Genomic DNA, 19,150 nt, shown 5'->3' with positions numbered 1-19,150 from the left:
GTCAGGAGCCGGCGCTGAACAACACGTCGACCCAGTAGTTGGTCTGCTGGTAGGTGTTGGTGGGGAACACGTTGGTCGCGCTGTAGGAGTAGACGCCGTTCCCCCCGTCCGCGCCGCTCGCGAGAGCCGTCAGCGGGTCGTTCACGTACTGCGTGCCGAAGTAGGGCCGGGTCACCGAATAGCGCCCGTTCGGCGCGTAGTAGGAGGCGACGTAGGTGGTGCCGGCGCTGATCGGCACCGGGTTCGCGAAGGTCACCTGCTGCCAGCCGGAGGCGGTCTCGTTGGTGAAGGTCGCGCTCGCGAGCAACTGCCCCGTCCTGGACCACAGGTTCCCGATGTGCGTGCCGGTGTTGCCCGCCCCCTTGTAGAACCTGATGCCGCTGATGACGCCGGTGACGGCGGACTTGAACTTCACCCCGAGGGAGACCCCGTTGGAGTCGGGGTACGACGTGGTCGCCGGGACCGTCGCGTCGGTCCACAGACTGGTCGACGGCACGAAAATCACATCGGCCCAGTAGTTGCTGGCCTTGTAGGTGGAGGTGGGGAAGGCGGTGCTCGACGTGTACTTGTACAGGCCGTCGCCGCCGTCGGTGCCGTCGGCGAGCGCGGTGAGCGGGCCCCGCACGACCGGCTGGGTGAAGTACGGCGAGTCCTTGGAGTAGTTCCCCTGCGGGGCGAAATAGGACGCGACATAGGTGGTCCCGGGGGTCACCGTCACGGGCGCCGAGAAGGCCACCTTCTGCCAGCCGTTGGAGGACTCGGCGGTGAAGGTCGCCCTCGCGAGAAGCTGGCCCGTCGACGTCCACAGGTTCCCCACATGCGTGCCGGTGTTGAAGGAGCCCTTGTAGAACCTGACGCCGCTGATCACTCCGGGGGTCGAGGTCTGGAACTTCACCCCGACCTCGACGGAGTTGGTGTCACCCGATGACGCGATGGCGGGCAGGGCGGTGGTGGGCCAGATGGAGGCGGCGAAGGCGACGTTGACCTGCACGGAGGCCGGGATCGGCTGGATGTTCCCGATGTCGTCGATCGCCCTGGCCAGGATCGTCACCGGGCCGGTGGTGGTGGGAGTCCAGTTGTACTGCCAGTTCGTGCGCCCCGTCGCCTGCTTCCAGGAGGTGCCGCCGTCGAAGGACACCTCGACGTTCGCCACGACGCCGCCTCCGGTGTCGCTCGCCGTCCCCTGGATGATGGTGCCCAGTTCGTTCAGCACGGAGGTGCCGCTCGTCGGGTTGGTGATCGTCGCCGTGGGAGGCGAGGTGTCGGTCGAGGGCGTCGCGATGACCAGTCCGGGCTGGATGCTCGCCGGCTGGGCCCCCATGTCCGCGAGGACGTTGACCGTGAACTGCTGCATCCGGATGTCGGTGGGGGTGCCCGGCCGGTCGTGGACGGCGTCCAGGCCCCAGGCCCACTGCGTGGTGCCGGTGCCGAGGACGAGGGCCCCGCTCGCGTGCTTGTAGAGGGTCAGGCTGTTCGTCGCGATCCCGGCACCGTAGCGGCTGCCCTCGTTGAGCAGGTAACCGCTCGTCTTGGGAAGGGTGGTCCTGGAGAGGTTCACCAGCCCCGGCGGCCGGCTGGCGTCGTCGGGAGCCTCGTCCCATTCGTATCCGAGCACTCCGGTGGGGAAGACGGCCATCTGCCCGGGTTGCAGGTCGGCGACGGTGGTGTTCTTCCACTCCCGCAGGTTCGCGAACTCCGCGGGGACGGTGGTCGCGTCGTTGGCGACACCGTTGACCATGAACAGGGTGCCGGTCAGGGCGTTCTCCGGCCTGCCACCGTCCGACGGCGGGGAGAACCGGGGGTCGCGCCACGTCCCCGTCCACTGCGGGCTCGGATCGATCTTGGCGTTGGCCAGCGTCTCCTTGTAGCAGACGAGCGTGCGGAACGGGGTCGCCGATCCGTCGATGCTGTCCTCCCAGCGGGTCTTCCAGAAGATCTCGTTCCCGGAGAAGAAGGCGAGGCTGACCCCGTTGTTCCGGGCGTTCTCGATGTTGGCCCGCATATCGTTGGACCAGTACTCGTCGTGGCCCGACGACAGGAACGCCTTGTGCTCCAATAGCTCCGCCCCCCGCGAGGCGGTGTCGACGCTGGTCGTGTAGCTGACGTCGAAGGCGTTGGCCTCCAGCCAGCGGACCATGGGGTACTCGGAGTCGAAGAACCAACTGTAGGGGGAAACGTTGGGGTCGCGCGTGAGGAACGGCCGGTTGTAGCTGACCTTGAAGGCGCGGCCGGCCGGATCACCGCGGTACAGGCTGTTCCCGCCGTAGGTGTTGTAGGCCTGCCAGGTGGCGTCGGAGGTCTGCACCAGGAGGTCGGACCCGCGCGCGTCGTCGCGAACGATGAAGAAGATCTGGCTCGCGCCGGGGGTGGCGTCCTGCCGGACCAGCTTGGCGATGTAGACGCCGGAGACGGCGGTCGGCGGTACCGGCCAGGACGCCGAGACGTCCCAGTCGCCGCAGTCGACCAGGCCGGTGGCCGGGTCGCTCATGCAGGGAGGCTGCCCCTGGGGCAGGATGGCGGACGGCTGGACCGTCGCCATCTTCCGCGCGCCGAGGCCGCCGTAGTATCCCAGGCGGTAGATGTCCAGGCGGTAGCTCGTGGAAGGGGTGTTCACCTTGAACTGCACCGTCTGCCCTTTGTCCACGCTCATCTGCGTGGCGTAGCCCTGGATCGCGGGATCGCCCGCGCCGACGATGTCCCACTCGCTGGGAGGGCTGCCGGGCAGGCTGTTCTCGACGCAGATCACGGAGGTCGGCGGGCAGGGGGCCGCGGCGACCCGCTCCGTGGGCGACTTCGGCGTGATCGCCCAGGCCGCTCCGGACATGACCGGCATGGCCAGGACGACCGCCTGGAAGGCGACCAGGGCCCCGCGAAGCCTCCACCGCTTCGGCCTGAAGGTGCTCTGACGAGCCGTCACCGGCACTCCCCTCCCAGAGACAGTCCACGGCCGCATCCGCGAGCCGCGCAGAGCCATGAGCATGAAACGACAGGAGGGAGCTCCGGCTGTGGCACGATGCTAACGACCGGCACCGGCAGCACACCGGCATATTCGCAGCGTGTCGGGTCATGGGCTGATGTGCTCCCGCACCACCCCGATCGGTGCCCGGCGCCGGCCACGCGCCGCCGGTCCTACGCTTTCCTCATGCGCACAGCACTGATCACAGGCCCCACAGCGGGGATCGGCTCCGCTTTCGCCCGTCGCCTGGCCGCCGACGGCTTCTCGCCGATCCTGGTGGCCCGCGACGAACGGCGTCTGGCGGAGACCGCCACCATGCTCCACCGCCGTTACGGAGTGCCGTGCGAGGTGCTGCCCGCGGACCTGTCGACAGAGGACGGCCTGACGGCCGTCACCGACCGGCTCCACAAGGGGGTGGACCTGCTGGTCAACAACGCCGGCTTCGGCCACCCAGGCGCGCTGCTCGAAGTGCCCGTGGAAGACGAGCTCACGATGCTGCGCGTGCACTGCGAGGCGGTGCTCCGGCTGACCTTGGCGGCGCTTCCCGGGATGAGGTCGCGAGGCCGCGGTGCAGTGATCAACGTGGCATCGGTGGCCGCGTTCTTCACGCGCGGAACCTACAGCGCCTCCAAGGCCTGGGTGGTCAACTTCAGCGAGTCGGTCGCGAGCGAGATCATCGAGCCTCGGGTCCGGGTGATGGCGCTGTGCCCGGGCTTCGTGCACACCGAGTTCCACCAGCGGGCCTCGGTCGACGTGTCGGGCATCCCCGAGTTCCTCTGGCTGACGCCCGACCGCGTGGTGAACGACGCGATGCGGGACCTCGCCCTGGGCCGATGGGTGTGCGTCCCCGGCGCCCAGTACAAGGCGATCGTCGCCGTGGGAAGGCTGCTCCCGCACGGGCTCACCGGACGCGTCTCCCAGCGCCTCGGCCGCCGGCCGCGCTGAGCGTTCACAGCGCCTCGACGTTGGCCCCCGTGCACCGGTTACGCGTGTCGAAGACCAGGGTGCTCGCCTGCTCCACCAGCCCGTAGTCGAAGCAGTCGTGGTCGGTGAGGATCACGACGACGTCCGCGCGGGACAGCTCCTCGGCGGTGGGCTCGACGATCTCGATCTCCCCCGGGAGCAGGAAGTCGTCAACGTAGGGGTCGGCGGCCCGTACATCGGCGCCCAGCTTGGACAGCGCCTTGACGACCTCGATCGCGGGAGACTCCCTGGCGTCGCCGGTGTTCTTCTTGTAGGCGAGGCCCAGCGCGAGGACGCGGCTGCCGTTCACCGCCTTGCGCCGCCGGTTCAGCGCCAGGGCGACCAGCTGCGCGACGTGATCGGGCATGTGGTCGTTGATGTCGTTGGCCAGCTCCACGAACCTGAAGTTGTGCCCCAGGCTGCGCTTGACCTTCCATGACAGGTAGGAGGGGTCGATCGGGAGACAGTGCCCGCCGACTCCCGGCCCGGGGGTGAAGCGCATGTAGCCGAAGGGCTTGGTGGAGGCCGCGTCGATGGCTTCCCATACGTCGATGCCGAGCCTGCGGGCGAAGATCGCGAGCTCGTTCACCAGGGCGACGTTCACGTGCCTGAAGGTGTTCTCGAGCAGTTTGCACAGCTCGGCCACCTGCGGCGAGGAGACGGGCACGGGCTCTCGCACGATCCGCCCGTAGAACGCCCGGACCCTCTCCAGGGACGCCGCGTCGATCCCGGACACCACCTTGGGCGTGTTGTCCAGGCGCCAGAGGGCGTTCCCCGGATCGATCCGCTCCGGGCTGTACCCCAGGAAGAAGTCCTCGGGGGTGCGCAGGCCGGAGCCCTCTTCGAGCAGGGGCCGCAGGTACTCCTCGGTGGTCCCCGGGTAGGTCGTCGACTCCAGGATCACCGTCGCCCCCGGCTTGATCAGCGGGGCGATGGACCGGCCGGACTCCCCGATGTGGCGCAGATCGGGCGCTCCCTCCCTGAGAGGAGTCGGCACCGTGATCACGCAGATGTCGAACGCCTCGGCGTCGGCGTAGTCCGTCGTGGCGAGGTAACGCCCGGAACGCACCGCTTCCGCGAGCGTGCCGTCGTCGATGTCCTCGACGTAGGACTCCGCGGCGTTCAGCCGTTTGACCCGCCACTCGTCCACGTCGATTCCCACCACCTGGAAACCCCGCTCCACCGCACGCATCGCCAAAGGCAGGCCGACATACCCCTGCCCCACGACGACCAGTTTCTCCCCCACGGCGTGACCCCCGTCACTCGGATTCGAATTCACAAACGAGTGTAGGACTCAGGGGTCCGACAATGGAGATTCGGCGACGATCCACGCGTGTCGCCCCACCTGACCGCCATTCCGGTCAAGACATCGGGGAAAGGGCCTGGAAAACGGCTTTCCCGGGCCCTCGCGCGCATAATTCCGCCCGCATGTCGTTTCCGCGCGGCAACAACGCCGATCAGTAAGCTGAACCAGCAGATGCTTATTCATAAGCCGCATCGCCCTGCACCAGGGCATAAAGGATCGCTTCATGATATACATAACTCGAATTCGGGCGCTTTCCCGAAAGACCCGTCGTACCGGGCTGACGGCCACTCTCGCGGCCGTCCTCGCGACCGGCGCGCTCATCGCGACGCCGGACACGGCCAACGCGGCGCGGCGGGCGCCGGTCGACCTCGGCACGGCCGTCGCGTTCGCCATACTCGCCGGGTCGGCGGTCAACAACAACAACCTCACGAACGTGACCGGAGACCTCGGAGTCAGCCCGGGAAGCACCGTGACCGGCTTCCCGCCCGGCACCCTGACCGGGACCATGCACGCCGGTGACGCCACCGCCGCGACGGCGAAGTCCAGCGTGGTCGCCGCCTACAACGACATCGCCGGCCGGACCCCGGTCACCTCGGTGGCCGCAGAGCTCGGCGGGACGACCAAGGCGCCGGGCATCTACACCCCGACCAGCGGCGGCTTCACGATAACGGGGTCGCTCACCCTCGACGCGCAGGGCGAGCCCGACGCCGTCTTCATCTTCAAGGCGCCCACCCTCACCACGGCGACCGTGAGCAACGTCGCCCTCACCAACGGCGCGCAGGCCAAGAACGTCTTCTGGCAGGTCACCGACGCGGCCACCCTCGGGCAGAACTCCACCTTCCGCGGCAACGTCCTCGCGGCGAACACCGCCTGGGTCCGTGCGGGCGCATCCGTCTTCGGCCGCCTGTTCACCCTCAACCAGAACGTCATCCTGGACGGCACCACCAGCGGCCCGGCCACCTTCATCACCCTGCCGAACGACCCGCAGACCACCACCGCCCTGACCTCCTCGGCCAACCCCTCCATGCGGAACCAGGTGGTGACCTTCACCGCCACGGTCGACGCGGTGAGCGGCACCGTGGTCCCCCAGGGCCAGGTGCTGTTCAAGGAGGGAACGACGACGCTCGGCTCGGGCTTCCTCGACTCCTCGGGCGTCGCCACGTTCAGCACCTCCAGCCTCTCACCGGGAATCCACCCGATCCAGGCCGTGTACCTGGGCGGCGACACCTTCGACAACGAGGCTCTGATCCACTTCGCGCCGAGCAAGTCGAACATCCTCAACCAGGAGGTCACCGCGACCCTGTGGAGCAGCGCGACGACCCCGGCGGTGGCGTCGCACTTCGACCCGAACGCGGTCGCGCTCGGGGTGAAGTTGAGGGCGAGCGGGAACGGGACGGTCAAGGGCGTCCGCTTCTACAAGGGTTCCCTGAACACCGGGACACACGTGGGAAGCCTGTGGACCAGTGGCGGCACCTTGCTCGCCAGCGCCACCTTCACCGGCGAGACCGCCTCCGGGTGGCAGCAGGTGAACTTCGCGTCGCCCGTATCGGTGACCGCGAACACCACCTATGTGGCCACCGTGCTCACCTCGTCGGGGTACTACTCGGTGACGCGCCCCTACTTCGCGACCCAATACACCAACAGCCCGCTTCTCGCACTCGCGGACGGCGCGGAGGGGGGCAATGGCGTATATCACTACGGCGCGGCGAACGAATTCCCGACCAGCTCCTACCAGGCCACGAACTACTGGGTCGACGTGGTCTTCACTCCCGCGGCCAGTTGAGGCGCCTTTCCTCGCATCGACCCGCTCGCCCGGCCGTCTCCACGTGAGGCGGCCGGGCCCACATCCAGGGAAAGGCCATCAGGCGTCACCCGGATAAAGGACAGGCAAGGACATCACCGAGCGGGAGCGTCCAGACCCGTCCACGCGGGCCGTCTCGCCAAACTGGCGCGCATGACTGAAAGCCCGCCCCTTCCCACCTCGGCCCCGCACCCGATCGGGGTGGCGAGCCCTGCGCGGGCGCCGCGCGAGCGGTCCGCCGCCCGCCGGACCCTGAGGCGCCTCCTGGCGCCGGGATGGCCGCCGGCGACCGCGGCGACCGCCTTCACCGTCGCCGTACTGGTCCTGCACGGCGTCTCGCTCGGGGACATCACCGTCTTCGGGGCCTACGTCGTCCTGGGTCTGGTACTTCCGGGCATGCTGATCGTCCGGGCTCTGCACGGCGGGGCGCGCACCCTGGCGGAGGAGCTGGCGCTCGGGCTGACCCTCGGCTACACCGTCGAGGTGATCGTCTACATCGCCGCACGGGCCATGGGCCTGCCCCTGCTGGTCCTGGCATGGCCGATCGCCACCTACGCGGTGTTCGCCGCCGTCCCCCGGCTGCGACGGCACTGGAGGGAGGCACGGCGACCGGGTGACGTGCCGCTCTGGTGGTCCTGGTCCCTGGCTCTGATCTTCGCGTACCTGGTCATCTGGAGCGCCGTCAACTTCTTCAGGACCCATGCCCTGACCTGGCCGGGGCTCGGCGCCGCCTACATCGATCTGCCCTACCACCTGGCGTTGATCGGCGAGCTGAAGCACCACATGCCGCCGACGGTGCCCGTGGTCGCCGGCGAGCCGCTCCTGTACCACTGGTTCGTCTACGCGCACCTCGCCGCGGCGAGCTGGGTGACCGGGCTGGAGCCCCTGCTTCTGCTGTTCCGGCTGGCCATGGTGCCCATGCTGGCCGCCATCGTCGTCCTCCTCGCCATGGTCGGCCGCCGCATCGTGCGCTCGTGGCCGGGGGCGCTGCTCTGCGTCGTGGGCACCGTCTTCATGGCGGCGCCCAACCTGTATCTCGGGCCGAACGTCGGGGTGTTCGGATGGCGGGGCGTCCAGTCATGGGGCAGCCCCACCCAGACCTTCGGGACGCTGCTGTTCGCCCCCCTCATCATCTGCCTTCTCGACCTGCTCGAACACCGCAGGACGACGGCGGGACAGTGGGTCCTGACGGGTACGTTCCTCGTGGCGATCATGGGAGCGAAGGCGTCGTATCTGCCCCTGCTCATCGCGGGACTCCTGGCCGTGACGGCGGCGGGGGCCATCAGGGATGGACGGCCGCACCGGCCCGCACTCATCGTGCTCGGGATGGCGGCCACGTGCTTCCTGTTCGCCCAGATCGTGCTGTTCGGCGGCGCGAGGCAGGGGACCATGATCGAGCCCTTGGACCTCATGCACCGAACGTGGACCGAGCTGACCGGCCAGGGCCACCACCTCGAGGCCCCGCCCGCTTCGCTCGCCGGGGTCACGGTCCTGTACCTGCTGTGCTGGGCGGTCACCTGGTGCGGCGTCCTCGGGTTCCTGAGCCGCCCCGAGTCGCTCCTGCGGCCGGAGGCGGCCCTGTTGCTCGGCCTCGGCACGGCGGGTGTCGGCGCGGTGCTCGTGCTCAAGCACCCGCACCTCAGCGAGCTCTACTTCCTCGGGGCGTGCTATCCCTACCTGACGGTGGCCGCGGTCTACGGGCTCACCCTCATCGTCCGGCGGGCTGAGCTGTCGCGCGGGGCGATCGCGTGCGCGGCCGGCGCCGGAGTGGTGAGCGCCTACCTCGTCCACACGCTCTGCGGTGTCCAGACCCCGCTGAGCCCGGGACGGTCGGACACCATCCTGTATCTGCCCTACGCCGCCCTGCTGGCCGTCGTCCTGCTGGCGGCGGCGGTGCTCAAGGTGACCGCCCGGGGGGTCCGCGCCTGGGCGCTGGTGCTCTGCATGACCGCGGCGATCGGCCTGCCCGCGTCCTGGTGCACCCGTGTCCTGTCGATCGTGTTCGCCCAGCCGTCGAGCGGCGTTCTCAGCGGCTCCCCCGCCGCGACGCCCCCGGCGGTCCCCCAGGGACTGCTGACCGCCGGGCGGTGGTTGCGCGCGCACTCGCGACCGGGCGACCTGGTGGCCACGAACGCGCACTGCCTCTGGTCTTTCCACAACCCTTGCGACAGCCGCCACTTCTGGGTCTCCGCGCTCAGCGAGCGTCGCGTGCTGCTGGAAGGATGGACCTACACCGCGGCCAACATGGACCGGTGGCGTCCCGGCCTGCCACCGGAGAACCTCCCGTTCTGGGACCAGGAGCGGCTTCGCGCCAACGACGAGGCGTTCACGTCCCCCTCCGCCGCCTCCATCCAGCGCCTGCGGGACCGATACGGAGTGCGCTGGCTCTTCGTCGACGAACGGCACGCGGTTCCCAGCACCGCGATCGGAGACTTCGCGACCTTCCAGATGCGTTCCGGCGACTACGCCGTATACCGGCTCACGGCCCTGCCCGCACGAGCGGGCGCGACGTAAGACTTGCGCGATGACTCCCCCAAGGAGGAGGGCTCCGCGCGCGGCGGCAGGCCCCGATCTTGTTCACTGCAGCCGTGAGCGCAACCGACGCGAAGCCGATTCCCTTCAACCGCCCGCACGTGTCAAGGCGGGAGATCTCCTACATCACCCAGGCCGTGTGGCAGGGGTTCACCTGCGGGGACGGCCCGTTCACGCGCAAGGCCACCGATCTGCTGAAGGCGCTGACCGGCGCCGGCGACGCCCTGCTGACCACCTCCTGCACGCACGCGCTGGAGATGTCCGCCATGCTCCTCGGCCTTCGCGAGGGTGACGAGGTCATCATGCCGTCGTTCACGTTCGTGTCGATGGCGAACGCGTACGCCCTGCGCGGCGCGGTGCCGGTCTTCGTCGACTGCCGGCCCGACACCCTGAACGTGGACGAGGACCTCGTCGAGGCGGCGATCACCCACCGCACTCGGGCCATCGTGGTCGTCCACTACGCCGGCGTCGCCTGCGCGATGGAGAAGCTCGGCAAGCTGGCCGAGGGACATGCCCTGGCCCTCATCGAGGACAACGCCCACGGCCTCGGCGGTTCCCTCAACGGCCGGTCGCTGGGGACGTTCGGGCACATGGCGGCGCAAAGCTTCCACTCGACGAAGAACGTCCAGTGCGGTGAGGGCGGCGCGCTTCTGCTGAACGACGCCGGCCTCCTCGCCCGTGCCGAGGTGATCCGCGAGAAGGGCACCGACCGCGGGCGCTTCTTCCGTGGCCAGGTGGACAAGTACCGGTGGCAGGACATCGGCTCCAGCTATCTTCCGTCCGACACCCTGGCCGCCCAGCTCGCCGCCCAGCTGGAGTCGTTCGCGGAGATCCAGGGGCGGCGCCACGCCGTGTGGGACGCCTACCACGAGGAGCTGGCCGGCTGGGCCGCGGCGAACGGCGTCCGCCGGCCGACGATCCCCGACGGCTGCGCCCATCCGGCCCATCTGTACTACCTGCTGCTCCCGGATCTGGAGAACCGACAGGCGCTGATCGGCCACCTCTCCGAGGCAGGCGTGCAGGCCACCTTCCACTACCATCCCCTGCACGCCGCGCCGGCGGGCACGCGGTACGGACGGGTGGCCCCGGGCGGCTGCCCGATCACCGAGGAGGCCTCCGACCGGCTCGTACGGCTCCCGCTGTACGCCGATCTGACCGAGACCGACGTGGCCCGGGTGATCGACGCCGTGCGAGCGTACCGGGTGTGCCGATGACCTCCCAGGTCATGGGGGCGCCGGCCGTACGGGCGCTGCGGTCCCCGCTGGAGTCGGCCCGGTTCGGCCGCTCCGTGGATCGCCTCACCGTGCCTGCCGACGTCTCATGCCCCTTCTCCGCCGTCGGCGACGCGATCCTCGCGTCCCGGGCGGACGTCATCGTGTGCCGGTACCCCGCGGAGCACGTCGACTGGTTCGCCAAGCTGGCCACGCTCGGCCGTACCGCGGTGCTCGCGGACTCCCTGGTCTACTGGCGCCTGCCCGCCGGGCGGGGCCGGCGGCCGGAACCGGCGCCGGGCCTGCGGGCGGCGGAACTGACGGATCCGGTCGTGGTGGACGCGCTGGTCGCCGGCATCTTCCAGGCGTACGGATGCCACTACCTGGCCAACCCCCTGTTCGACCGGGACGGCGCGCTGGCGGGATACCAGGAGTGGGCGCGCGGATCAGCGGCCGGGGGAAGGTGCCTGGCCCTGTGGGACGGGCACGCGGGAGAGGAGAAAGGCCCGGTGCTGGCGCTCGCCACGCTGGAGGACGACCCCTCCAGGACCGAGATCCTGCTCGCGGGCGTGGTCCCCCAGGCCCAGGGACACGGTCTCTACGCGCACCTGCTGCGCGCGGTGGAGGACCGGGCGCTGGCCCGGGGCGCGGCCGAGGTCGTCATCTCCACCCAGGGACACAACACGCGCGTGCAGAGAGCGTGGAGCAGGTACGGCTTCGAGCCGGTCCGCACCGTCCTCACCGTTCATCTGGTCCGGAGCGGGCTCCTACCCGGGCGGGAGCGGTAGCGCCGGGCCACACGCGGGAACCGGCCTCCCCCGCTCCGGTGCGCTCGCGGACGACGTAGGCCGGTCGCCCCATACCACTCCCGTGGATGCGCCCCACGTACTCGCCGAGCACCCCCATGGCCACCAGTTGGGCGGAGGAGAACAGCGCGACCATCGAGGCGATGGTGGTGAACCCGGGAACCGTGGTGTCGCCCACGGCGAAACGCCACAGGACGGCACCGCCCAGGACCAGGCCGAAGACCCCGACGAGAAAGCCCAGGTAACTGGCCGCGCGAAGCGGGGCGGTGCTGTAGCCCACCAGCATGTTCACCGCGTGCCGCGCCAGGAGCCTCGGCGTGTAGTTCGACTGCCCCTGGGAGCGCTCGTTCATGTGCACGGTGACCGCGCCCACCCGCGTGGTGGTCCAGGAAAGGGCCACGTCGATGGAGGCGTGCGGACCGGACAGGTCCGCGAACCCGTCACGCAGGCGCGTACGGAAGGCGCGGAAGGCGCTGATCGTCCGGGCGCCGTGGACGCCCAGCGCACCGGACATCCCGGCCTTCACCGACCGGGACGCGAAGCTCCTGAGCACCCCGTGCTCCTCTTCGCGCGGCACGCCGTACACCAGGTCGAGGCGATCGCCTTCGAGAGTGGCCAGCAGGAGCGGGATCTGCTCCGGAGGGTGCTGCAGGTCGTCGTCCATCGTGACGACCACCTCGCACTCGGCCTCCCTGACGCCGGCCACCAGCGCGTTGTGCTGGCCGTAGTTCCGGGACAGACGGATCGCGCGGACGCCCTCGACCCCGCGGGCGAGCTCCGCGGCCACCTCCCAGGTGTCGTCCGGGCTTCCGTCGTCCACGAGGATGACCTCGTGCCGGCCGGACGCCGCGCGCAGGACCGGCATCAGCCTGGCCACCAGATGCGGAAGGGTCCGGGCCGAGCGGTAACACGGTATGACAACCGACACAGACATCGATCCCCCGACTGCCGACATTCATTTCCGCGAACCGACCACGATTGTCGTCTTTTCCTGATCGCGGGCACGTGCGGCTCGGGCAATCGGCGGGCGCTTTTTCGGTCAACAGAGGCGATGGCGGCCGGGCGCGCTCGTCCTTTCAATGAGATGGTCGGGGGCCCAGGACCGGTTTCTCGGTGAAAGGCGCGACGGGCGTGAAGGCACTCGTTCTGGCGGGCGGCAAAGGCACCAGGCTGCGCCCGCTGACCCACACTTCGGCGAAGCAACTCGTGCCCGTCGCCAACAAGCCGGTCCTGTATTACGGGCTCGAGGCGATACGCGACGCGGGCATCACCAACGTGGGCGTCATCGTCGGCGAGACGGCCGCGGAGGTCCGTGACGCGATCGGGGACGGCTCGGCGTTCGGCATGGAGGTGACCTACATCCCGCAGGAGTCCCCCCTGGGGCTGGCGCACTGCGTCCTGATCGCCCGCGACTTCCTCGGCGACGAGCCGTTCGTGATGTACCTGGGCGACAATTTCCTGGTCGGCGGGATCTCTGATCTGGTCGACGCGTTCGGCGCCGGCGGGCACGACGCGCAGATCCTCCTCACCAGGGTCGCCGAACCGCAGTTCTACGGCGTCGCCGAGCTGGGGCCCTCCGGTGAGATCATCGGGCTGGAGGAGAAGCCCGCCCGCCCGAGGAGCGATCTGGCCATCGTGGGGGTGTACTCGTTCTCCCCGGCCGTCCACGACGCGGTCCGGGCGATCGAGCCCTCGGCCCGCGGCGAACTGGAGATCACCGACGCGATCCAGTGGCTGATCCGCAACGGCTACTCCGTTCAGTCGCACATGGTCACCGGCTACTGGAGGGACACCGGGCGCCTGCAGGACATGCTGGAGTGCAACCGCATCGTCCTGGAGCCGATCGAGCGCGACGTGAGGGGCACGGTGGACGCGATGAGCGAGATCACCGGGCGGGTCGTCATCGAGCCGGGCGCGGTGGTGGACAACTCCATCCTCCGCGGGCCGATCATCGTGGCGGCCGACTCGAAGATCGTCTCCTCCTACGTCGGCCCTTTCACCTCCATCGGGCCTGGATGCGTCGTGCAGAACGCCGAGATCGAGTACTCGATCGTGCTCGGCGGCTCGTCGGTCATCGGCGTCTCACGCATCGCGCACTCCCTGATCGGGCGCAACGTCGAGGTGAGCCGCGCCGCGGGGGTGTCGAACACCCATCAGCTGATGGTGGGGGACCACAGCAGGATCCAGGTGGGCAGGTGAGGACGCTCGTCGCCGACGGCGCCGGACGTATCGCGTCCCTCACCTGCATGCTCGGGCGCCGCCATGTCATGTACCTGGCGGGCAGCGGCATCACCGCCGCCGTCTACTACGGCGTCCTCGGCGCGTCGCTGGCCGCCGGCGGCGGGCTTCCCTATCCCCTCCTGATCCTCCTCACCCACCTCACCACCTCGGTGATCGTCTACCCCTGGTACCGGCTCATGGTCTTCCGTGCCGGCGCCGGATCCTGGCTGGCGAGCTGGCTGAGGTTCTACGCGGCCGGGCTCACCTTCCTCGCGACCTCCCTCACCGGAGTCCCCCTTCTCGTGGAGTTCCTAGAGCTCCCGATCATGGTGGCCCAGGGTGTGATCATCACCGTGAGCCCTCCCTTGAGTTATCTGCTGCACCGGTCCTGGACCTTCCCCGAGCGCGGGAGACCTGGCCTTGGCAACGTGTGGCGCCCGCTTCGGCAAAGGCGTCCGGTCGACCGGCCGCTGAACCCGCCGCTCGCATAGGTTCAAGCGATATCCGTCACTACGGCAGGGACAGGTGCACCCATGAAGATGCTGGTCCCCGGGGGCGCCGGGTTCATCGGATCCCACTACGTGCGATCGTTGCTGTCCGGCGCCTATCCAGGCTGCGAACAGGCGCGCGTCACCGTGCTGGACAGGCTCACCTACGCCGGGAACACCGCCAACCTGGCCCCGGTCTGGGACGATCCCCGCTTCGTCTTCGTCCGGGGGGACGTCACGGACCTGGGTCTGCTGCGCGACCTGGTGCCCGGCCATGACGTCATCGTCAACTTCGCGGCCGAGACCCACGTCGACCGCTCCATCACCGGTGCCGGGGACTTCGTGGCGGCCAACGTCCAGGGCACGCAGTGCCTGCTGCAGGCCGCGCTGGAGGCGGACGTCGTCACGATGGTCCAGGTCTCCACGGACGAGGTGTACGGGTCGATCGACACCGGATCGTGGACCGAGTCGGAGCCGCTGCTGCCCAACTCGCCCTACTCGGCCGCCAAGGCGGGCGCCGACCTGCTGTGCCGGGCCTACCACCGCACCTACGGGCTCGATGTCCGGGTGACCAGGTGCGCCAACAACTACGGCCCCTACCAGCACCCCGAGAAGGTCATCCCGCTGTTCGTCACCAACCTGATCGACGGCAGACCCGTCCCGCTGTACGGCGACGGCCGGAACGTCAGGGAATGGCTGCACGTGGACGACCACTGCCGGGCCATCCAACTGGTGCTGGACAAGGGCTCGGCCGGCGAGATCTACAACATCGGGGGCGGGGCCGAGCTGACCAACCTGGAGCTCACCGAACGGCTCCTCGCGGCCTTCGGCGTGGGCTGGGAGATGGTCACGCGGGTGCCGGACCGGCCCGGGCACGATCATCGCTACGCCGTGGACAGCGGCAAGATCAGGGCCATCGGCTACGAGCCCCGCGTGGGCTTCGACCGGGGACTGGCCGAGGTGGTCCGCTGGTATCGGGACAACCGGTTCTGGTGGCGGTCGGCCAAGGCGGAAGCCCACCGGCCATGATCGAGCTGACGCGCTATCCGGTCGACCGCGTGTCCGGCTCGCTGGCCTGCCCGTCCTGCCATTCCGCATTCGAGGGCGCCTACGAATGCGGACCTTGCGCGATCACCGGGCACCGGCAGGGCAGGCGGCTGAGTTTCGGCGGCTTCACCGACGCCGAGTTGCGGGACGATCCGCTCAACCGCGTCAAGGAGACGGTCAAGCGCCGCTTCGGGCGCGTGTACCCGCTGACGATCCAGCTGGTGTCGCCGGTTCTGCTCCGCAGGTTCGTCCGCCCCTTCCTGGCGAGCTTCGACCTGGACCGCGAGGTGGTCGCCGATCTCGGCTCGGGCACCAACCGCTACGACCCGCGGCTGCTGTGCGTGGACGGGGGCACCTACCCCAACGTCGACCTGGTGACCGACCTGCGCCGGATGCCGATCCGTGACGGCTCCCTCGACGGCGTCATCAGCGTCGCCGTCCTCGAGCACGTACCGGACCCTCAGGCACACGTCGGTGAGATGTGGCGCGTCCTGAAGCCCGGCGGCCGCGTCCTGTGCTTCGTGCCGTTCATGCAGCCGTTCCACGCCTCGCCGTACGACTACCAGAGGTTCACGCACGCGGGGATGACGACGCTCTTCCACCGGTTCGAGGTGCTGAGCGTGCGGGTCGGCGCGGGGCCGACCTCCGCGCTGCTCTGGGTGTTCCAGGAGTGGCTCGCCCTCGTGCTGTCGTTCGGCAGCAGAAGGCTGTACAGGGCGATACTCCCCCTGATGTGGCTGCTCTCACCGCTCAAAATCCTCGACGTGCTGCTCGCGCGGCATGCCGACGCGGTGGCGGTCGCCAGCGGGTTCGTGATCGAGGTACGCAAACCCGCCCAGCCGGATCGCTGATCACGGCGCGGGCGCCGGCGCCCGCTTCGATCCCAGGTACACGGTGACCTGGTGACTCGGGTCGTTCCTGCCTGCGCGCGCGTCGATCCACCTGACCAGGCCGGAAGTGGGGGCGTAGGAGGCCAGCGGGACGAAGGCGGGGTAGGCGCCGGAGAGCCGCCCGAGGAACCACGTGGACGAGCCGCCGGTCAGATCCCGGTTGTAGCGGACGAGCACCAGCCGGGCGGGCATCCGTGCGAGCACGGCCTCCGCCTGCGCGCGATAGGCGTCGGAGGAGTCGCGCGAGACCATCCGCGCGGAGATCCCTTCCCGTGCCAGCATGTGGACGATGTCGTTGCCGAAGGGGGCGTCGACCAGCACCTGGCCGTCCGTGCCCGCCTTCTCGCGCACCAGCCGGGCGATCGCGGCACGGGGCACCGAATCGGTGCCGTGGAAATAGTCACGGCCGAGCACCTCGTTCGCGCCCGCGGCGATCCAGCACACCGACAGCGCCACCGCCAGGGCCGCCGCCTTCCCCGGCCGCTCCACGCGCATCTGCGAGGTCAGCGACTGGGCCAGGGCGAGCGCGACGAACGGAACGGCGAACAGCGTACGGGCCGGGCCCGCGGTGAAAAGCTCTCCCCGGAAGACCAGGCTCGCCACCACCGCGTACGTCACCGGCGCGACCAGGGCGACGGCCGCGCACGCGAGCAGGGCGCGCCGCGCCTCGGCCGGCATGCGCGACCGCCCGACCACCCCGTGGGCCACCAGCAGGACGAGGACGCCGCACAGCAGGGCCAGCAGGAACGGCTGGGCGAGGGTCTCCCCCGTCACCACGCCGTAGAACCAGTAGACGAACCTGGCCGCGGCCCCGGCGAGGCCGCTGCTCGCGATGCCGGTGGAGGTCGCGATGCCGGCGGCGTCCCTGGTCTGGTTCAGGGCCAGCGGGACCAGCGGGAGCAGGAAGGGCACGGCCGCCAACTGTGTCGCCATCCAGTTCCGGCCCGAGACGACGCGGTCCCGGCGCGACAGGTACAGCAGGTTGACCGTGATCAGGGCGCAGAGCGCCGCCAGGTAGTTGACGTAGACGATGAGGACGAGGGCCCCGGCCAGGGCGCAGCGGGCGCGCGCCGAACCGGTCGCGGCCACCCGCAGGGCCGCCACCACGCAGACCACGTACAGCACGGCGGCCATGGGGTAGGGCCGGATGGTGACGCCGTGCTGCCAGAGCAGCGGCGACATCGCCGTGAGGACCAGCCCGGCCTCTCCCACCCGCCTGGCGAAGCCGAACTCTGCGGCGACGACGGGCACGAGACGCAACAGGGCGAGCGTCATGACGAGCGACAGCAGCTTCCCCGCGACGATCGGGTCCACGGGCGGCGACAGGGCGACGTGCAGTACCAGGTAGTACAGCGGTGGATGGATGTCCTCCCCGGTGACCCTGATGACGCCCTCGACGGGCAACGTGGACCACTGAAGGGTGATGAGCTCGTCGCCGCGCACCCCGAAGTGCCGCGTCTGCCAGATGATGTGCGCGACCTGGACCACCGCGTACAACGCGAGCGCCACGCGGAGCCGACGTGCACCGCGCGGGACCTCCGGCGCCGCCTCCGCCCCCGCGTGCCCGGCCTGGAGTCCGCTCAGCATCGCTCGGCGCTCATTCGCTCCGGCGTCGCCGGACCGGTCTCGGACGTGCGTTCGGAGTACACGGAGGTCAGCAGGAAGAAGAGCAGCCCGTTGAGACAGCTGCCGAAGAAGGGCATCTCCGAGAGCGCGGTGGCGAGGATGGCGATCAGGAAGAAGTAGGCCACCGTGTCGTTGAGCACTTCCCGTGCGACAAGTGCGAGAAAGGCCGCGAACAATATGACGCCCACGATCCCGACACTGGCCGCGATGTAGATCCACATGCTGTACAAGGGGGTGCTCGACAGCCCGACGCCTTCCGTCTCCGTGAGGAAACTCGAGAACGCCCACCCATGGCCGGCGATCGGCCTGTCCCAGAACTCCCTCAGCCCCACCATCAAGGAGTTCATCCGGATCAGCCCGGACTGCGAGTTGAGCGCGAACAACTCCGTGATCTGCGGCACGAAGGGTATGGACAGCACGCCCAGGGCGGGCGGCAGAAGCAACGGGACGTACCACCGGCGCGGCAGCACCGCGGCCACGAGGACGACGCAGAACGCGAACCAGATCGACCGGGTGAAGGTGGCCACGATCCCGAAGGCGATCAGACCTCCCAGGAGGACCTTCCATGCCGTGGGCAGCTTCGAGGCCAGGACCACGAGAAGGGCGGCGATGAACAGGCCGCCCGCCTGCGCCGGGTCATCGATGTAGAACCCCCACAGCCTCGACGGGAATTCGGGAAGGTAGAGGACCACGCTGGTCAGCGCCCAGGCGACCGCGCCCCAGAGCACGTACTTCTTCGCCCGGGGATGATGCGTGACCGCCATCCCCAGCGCGGCGTAGAGCGCGATGCGCCCGAGGGCGGTCAGGATCCCGACCCCGGCCATCGTCGCGAGCACGGCCCACAGCAGGAACAGCGCCAGCACGATGCGCGACGGGGTGAGCCGCAGCCCGAGGGCCGTGGGGTGGAGCGCGACCCGCGCCAGGTAGACCAGAGCGATCACGTCGGCGGGGAGCAGCACCCCCGCCACCGGGTCGCCGACCCTGATGAAGAGCATGACGAGCGCGGGCAGCAGGTCGAGGGGCAGCAGCAACAGGGCCAGCCCCAGCAACGGCCCGCGCAGCGCCGGGTGGGCCCCGAACCGGGCCTGCCACTCCGCGACGAGGACCAGGGCCGTGCCGCTGGTCCACCGCAGCAGCGTGATGGGATCGATCGATCGCCCGCCCGATCGTCCCCGCGAGGGGGCCCCTTCCGTCTCCGGAGCCGTCACGGTGCCGGTGCCGGTCGCGATCGTCCCCTCCACTGCTGCGGCGCTCACGGCGTCTCCTTCGATGACGGCGACGACGGGGTGCCCGGCCGTCACCGG

Annotated in this window: 14 protein-coding genes; 9 read left to right on the top strand and 5 right to left on the bottom strand. The window is 69.7% G+C overall.

The window, feature by feature from the left end:
- Position 1: 1 nt before the first annotated feature.
- Positions 2 to 2,917: a DUF4082 domain-containing protein gene (locus ABD810_RS08820; protein ID WP_344936607.1), complete on the bottom strand. Its 2,916-nt coding sequence runs from the start codon at positions 2,915 to 2,917 to the stop codon at positions 2 to 4.
- 225 nt (positions 2,918 to 3,142) lie between these two features.
- Between ABD810_RS08820 and ABD810_RS08815 the strand changes: the two genes are divergently transcribed.
- Positions 3,143 to 3,901, top strand: a complete 759-nt coding sequence (locus ABD810_RS08815; RefSeq protein WP_344936606.1) for an SDR family NAD(P)-dependent oxidoreductase — start codon at positions 3,143 to 3,145, stop codon at positions 3,899 to 3,901.
- Positions 3,902 to 3,905: 4 nt separating this feature from the next.
- Here ABD810_RS08815 and ABD810_RS08810 read toward each other — a convergent pair whose 3' ends face one another.
- Complete coding sequence (locus tag ABD810_RS08810) at positions 3,906 to 5,165, bottom strand: nucleotide sugar dehydrogenase (protein ID WP_344936602.1); 1,260 nt, start codon at positions 5,163 to 5,165, stop codon at positions 3,906 to 3,908.
- Between the two features lie 283 nt (positions 5,166 to 5,448).
- Here ABD810_RS08810 and ABD810_RS08805 point away from each other — a divergent pair, with 283 nt between their 5' ends.
- The 4 genes from ABD810_RS08805 to ABD810_RS08790 all read left to right on the top strand — a co-directional run bounded on the left by ABD810_RS08805 (position 5,449) and on the right by ABD810_RS08790 (position 11,557).
- On the top strand, positions 5,449 to 7,008 hold the full coding sequence (locus tag ABD810_RS08805) for a DUF4082 domain-containing protein (protein WP_344936600.1): 1,560 nt from the start codon (positions 5,449 to 5,451) through the stop codon (positions 7,006 to 7,008).
- A gap of 171 nt (positions 7,009 to 7,179) precedes the next feature.
- Entirely contained in the window at positions 7,180 to 9,540 is a 2,361-nt protein-coding gene (locus tag ABD810_RS08800) for a hypothetical protein (protein ID WP_344936597.1), read from the top strand.
- A 74-nt stretch (positions 9,541 to 9,614) separates the two neighbouring features.
- Entirely contained in the window at positions 9,615 to 10,772 is a 1,158-nt protein-coding gene (rffA, locus tag ABD810_RS08795; protein WP_344936594.1) for a dTDP-4-amino-4,6-dideoxygalactose transaminase, read from the top strand.
- Complete coding sequence (locus ABD810_RS08790) at positions 10,769 to 11,557, top strand: GNAT family N-acetyltransferase (protein ID WP_344936591.1); 789 nt, start codon at positions 10,769 to 10,771, stop codon at positions 11,555 to 11,557. The genes rffA and ABD810_RS08790 overlap by 4 nt, the downstream gene beginning before the upstream one ends.
- Here ABD810_RS08790 and ABD810_RS08785 read toward each other — a convergent pair.
- Positions 11,508 to 12,509, bottom strand: a complete 1,002-nt coding sequence (locus tag ABD810_RS08785; RefSeq protein ID WP_344936588.1) for a glycosyltransferase family 2 protein — start codon at positions 12,507 to 12,509, stop codon at positions 11,508 to 11,510. The genes ABD810_RS08790 and ABD810_RS08785 overlap by 50 nt on opposite strands.
- Positions 12,510 to 12,706: 197 nt before the next feature.
- Here ABD810_RS08785 and ABD810_RS08780 point away from each other — a divergent pair, with 197 nt between their 5' ends.
- From ABD810_RS08780 to ABD810_RS08765, 4 genes are read left to right on the top strand one after another with little or no spacing between them, the layout of a single operon-like run.
- A complete protein-coding gene (locus ABD810_RS08780) occupies positions 12,707 to 13,774 on the top strand; it encodes a glucose-1-phosphate thymidylyltransferase (protein ID WP_344936586.1) in 1,068 nt (355 codons plus the stop codon).
- The gene (locus ABD810_RS08775) at positions 13,771 to 14,286 is read left to right on the top strand and encodes a GtrA family protein (RefSeq protein WP_344936584.1); all 516 of its coding nucleotides are present in this window, start codon (positions 13,771 to 13,773) and stop codon (positions 14,284 to 14,286) included. The genes ABD810_RS08780 and ABD810_RS08775 overlap by 4 nt, the downstream gene beginning before the upstream one ends.
- A gap of 42 nt (positions 14,287 to 14,328) precedes the next feature.
- A complete protein-coding gene (gene rfbB / locus ABD810_RS08770; RefSeq protein ID WP_344936581.1) occupies positions 14,329 to 15,312 on the top strand; it encodes a dTDP-glucose 4,6-dehydratase in 984 nt (327 codons plus the stop codon).
- On the top strand, positions 15,309 to 16,181 hold the full coding sequence (locus tag ABD810_RS08765) for a methyltransferase domain-containing protein (RefSeq protein ID WP_344936579.1): 873 nt from the start codon (positions 15,309 to 15,311) through the stop codon (positions 16,179 to 16,181). The genes rfbB and ABD810_RS08765 overlap by 4 nt, the downstream gene beginning before the upstream one ends.
- Here the strand turns inward: ABD810_RS08765 and ABD810_RS08760 are convergent, their stop codons facing one another.
- Together ABD810_RS08760 and ABD810_RS08755 are read right to left on the bottom strand one after the other, a co-directional pair.
- Entirely contained in the window at positions 16,182 to 17,807 is a 1,626-nt protein-coding gene (locus ABD810_RS08760) for a hypothetical protein (RefSeq protein WP_344936576.1), read from the bottom strand.
- Positions 17,801 to 19,102, bottom strand: a complete 1,302-nt coding sequence (locus tag ABD810_RS08755; protein WP_344936574.1) for an O-antigen ligase family protein — start codon at positions 19,100 to 19,102, stop codon at positions 17,801 to 17,803. The genes ABD810_RS08760 and ABD810_RS08755 overlap by 7 nt, the downstream gene beginning before the upstream one ends.
- Positions 19,103 to 19,150: the final 48 nt, after the last annotated feature.

The organism is Sphaerisporangium flaviroseum, assembly GCF_039537005.1.
GTDB lineage: Bacteria > Actinomycetota > Actinomycetes > Streptosporangiales > Streptosporangiaceae > Sphaerisporangium > Sphaerisporangium flaviroseum.
The sequence above is the reverse complement of the archived record's forward strand: the minus strand, read 5'-3'. Positions and strand labels throughout refer to the sequence as shown.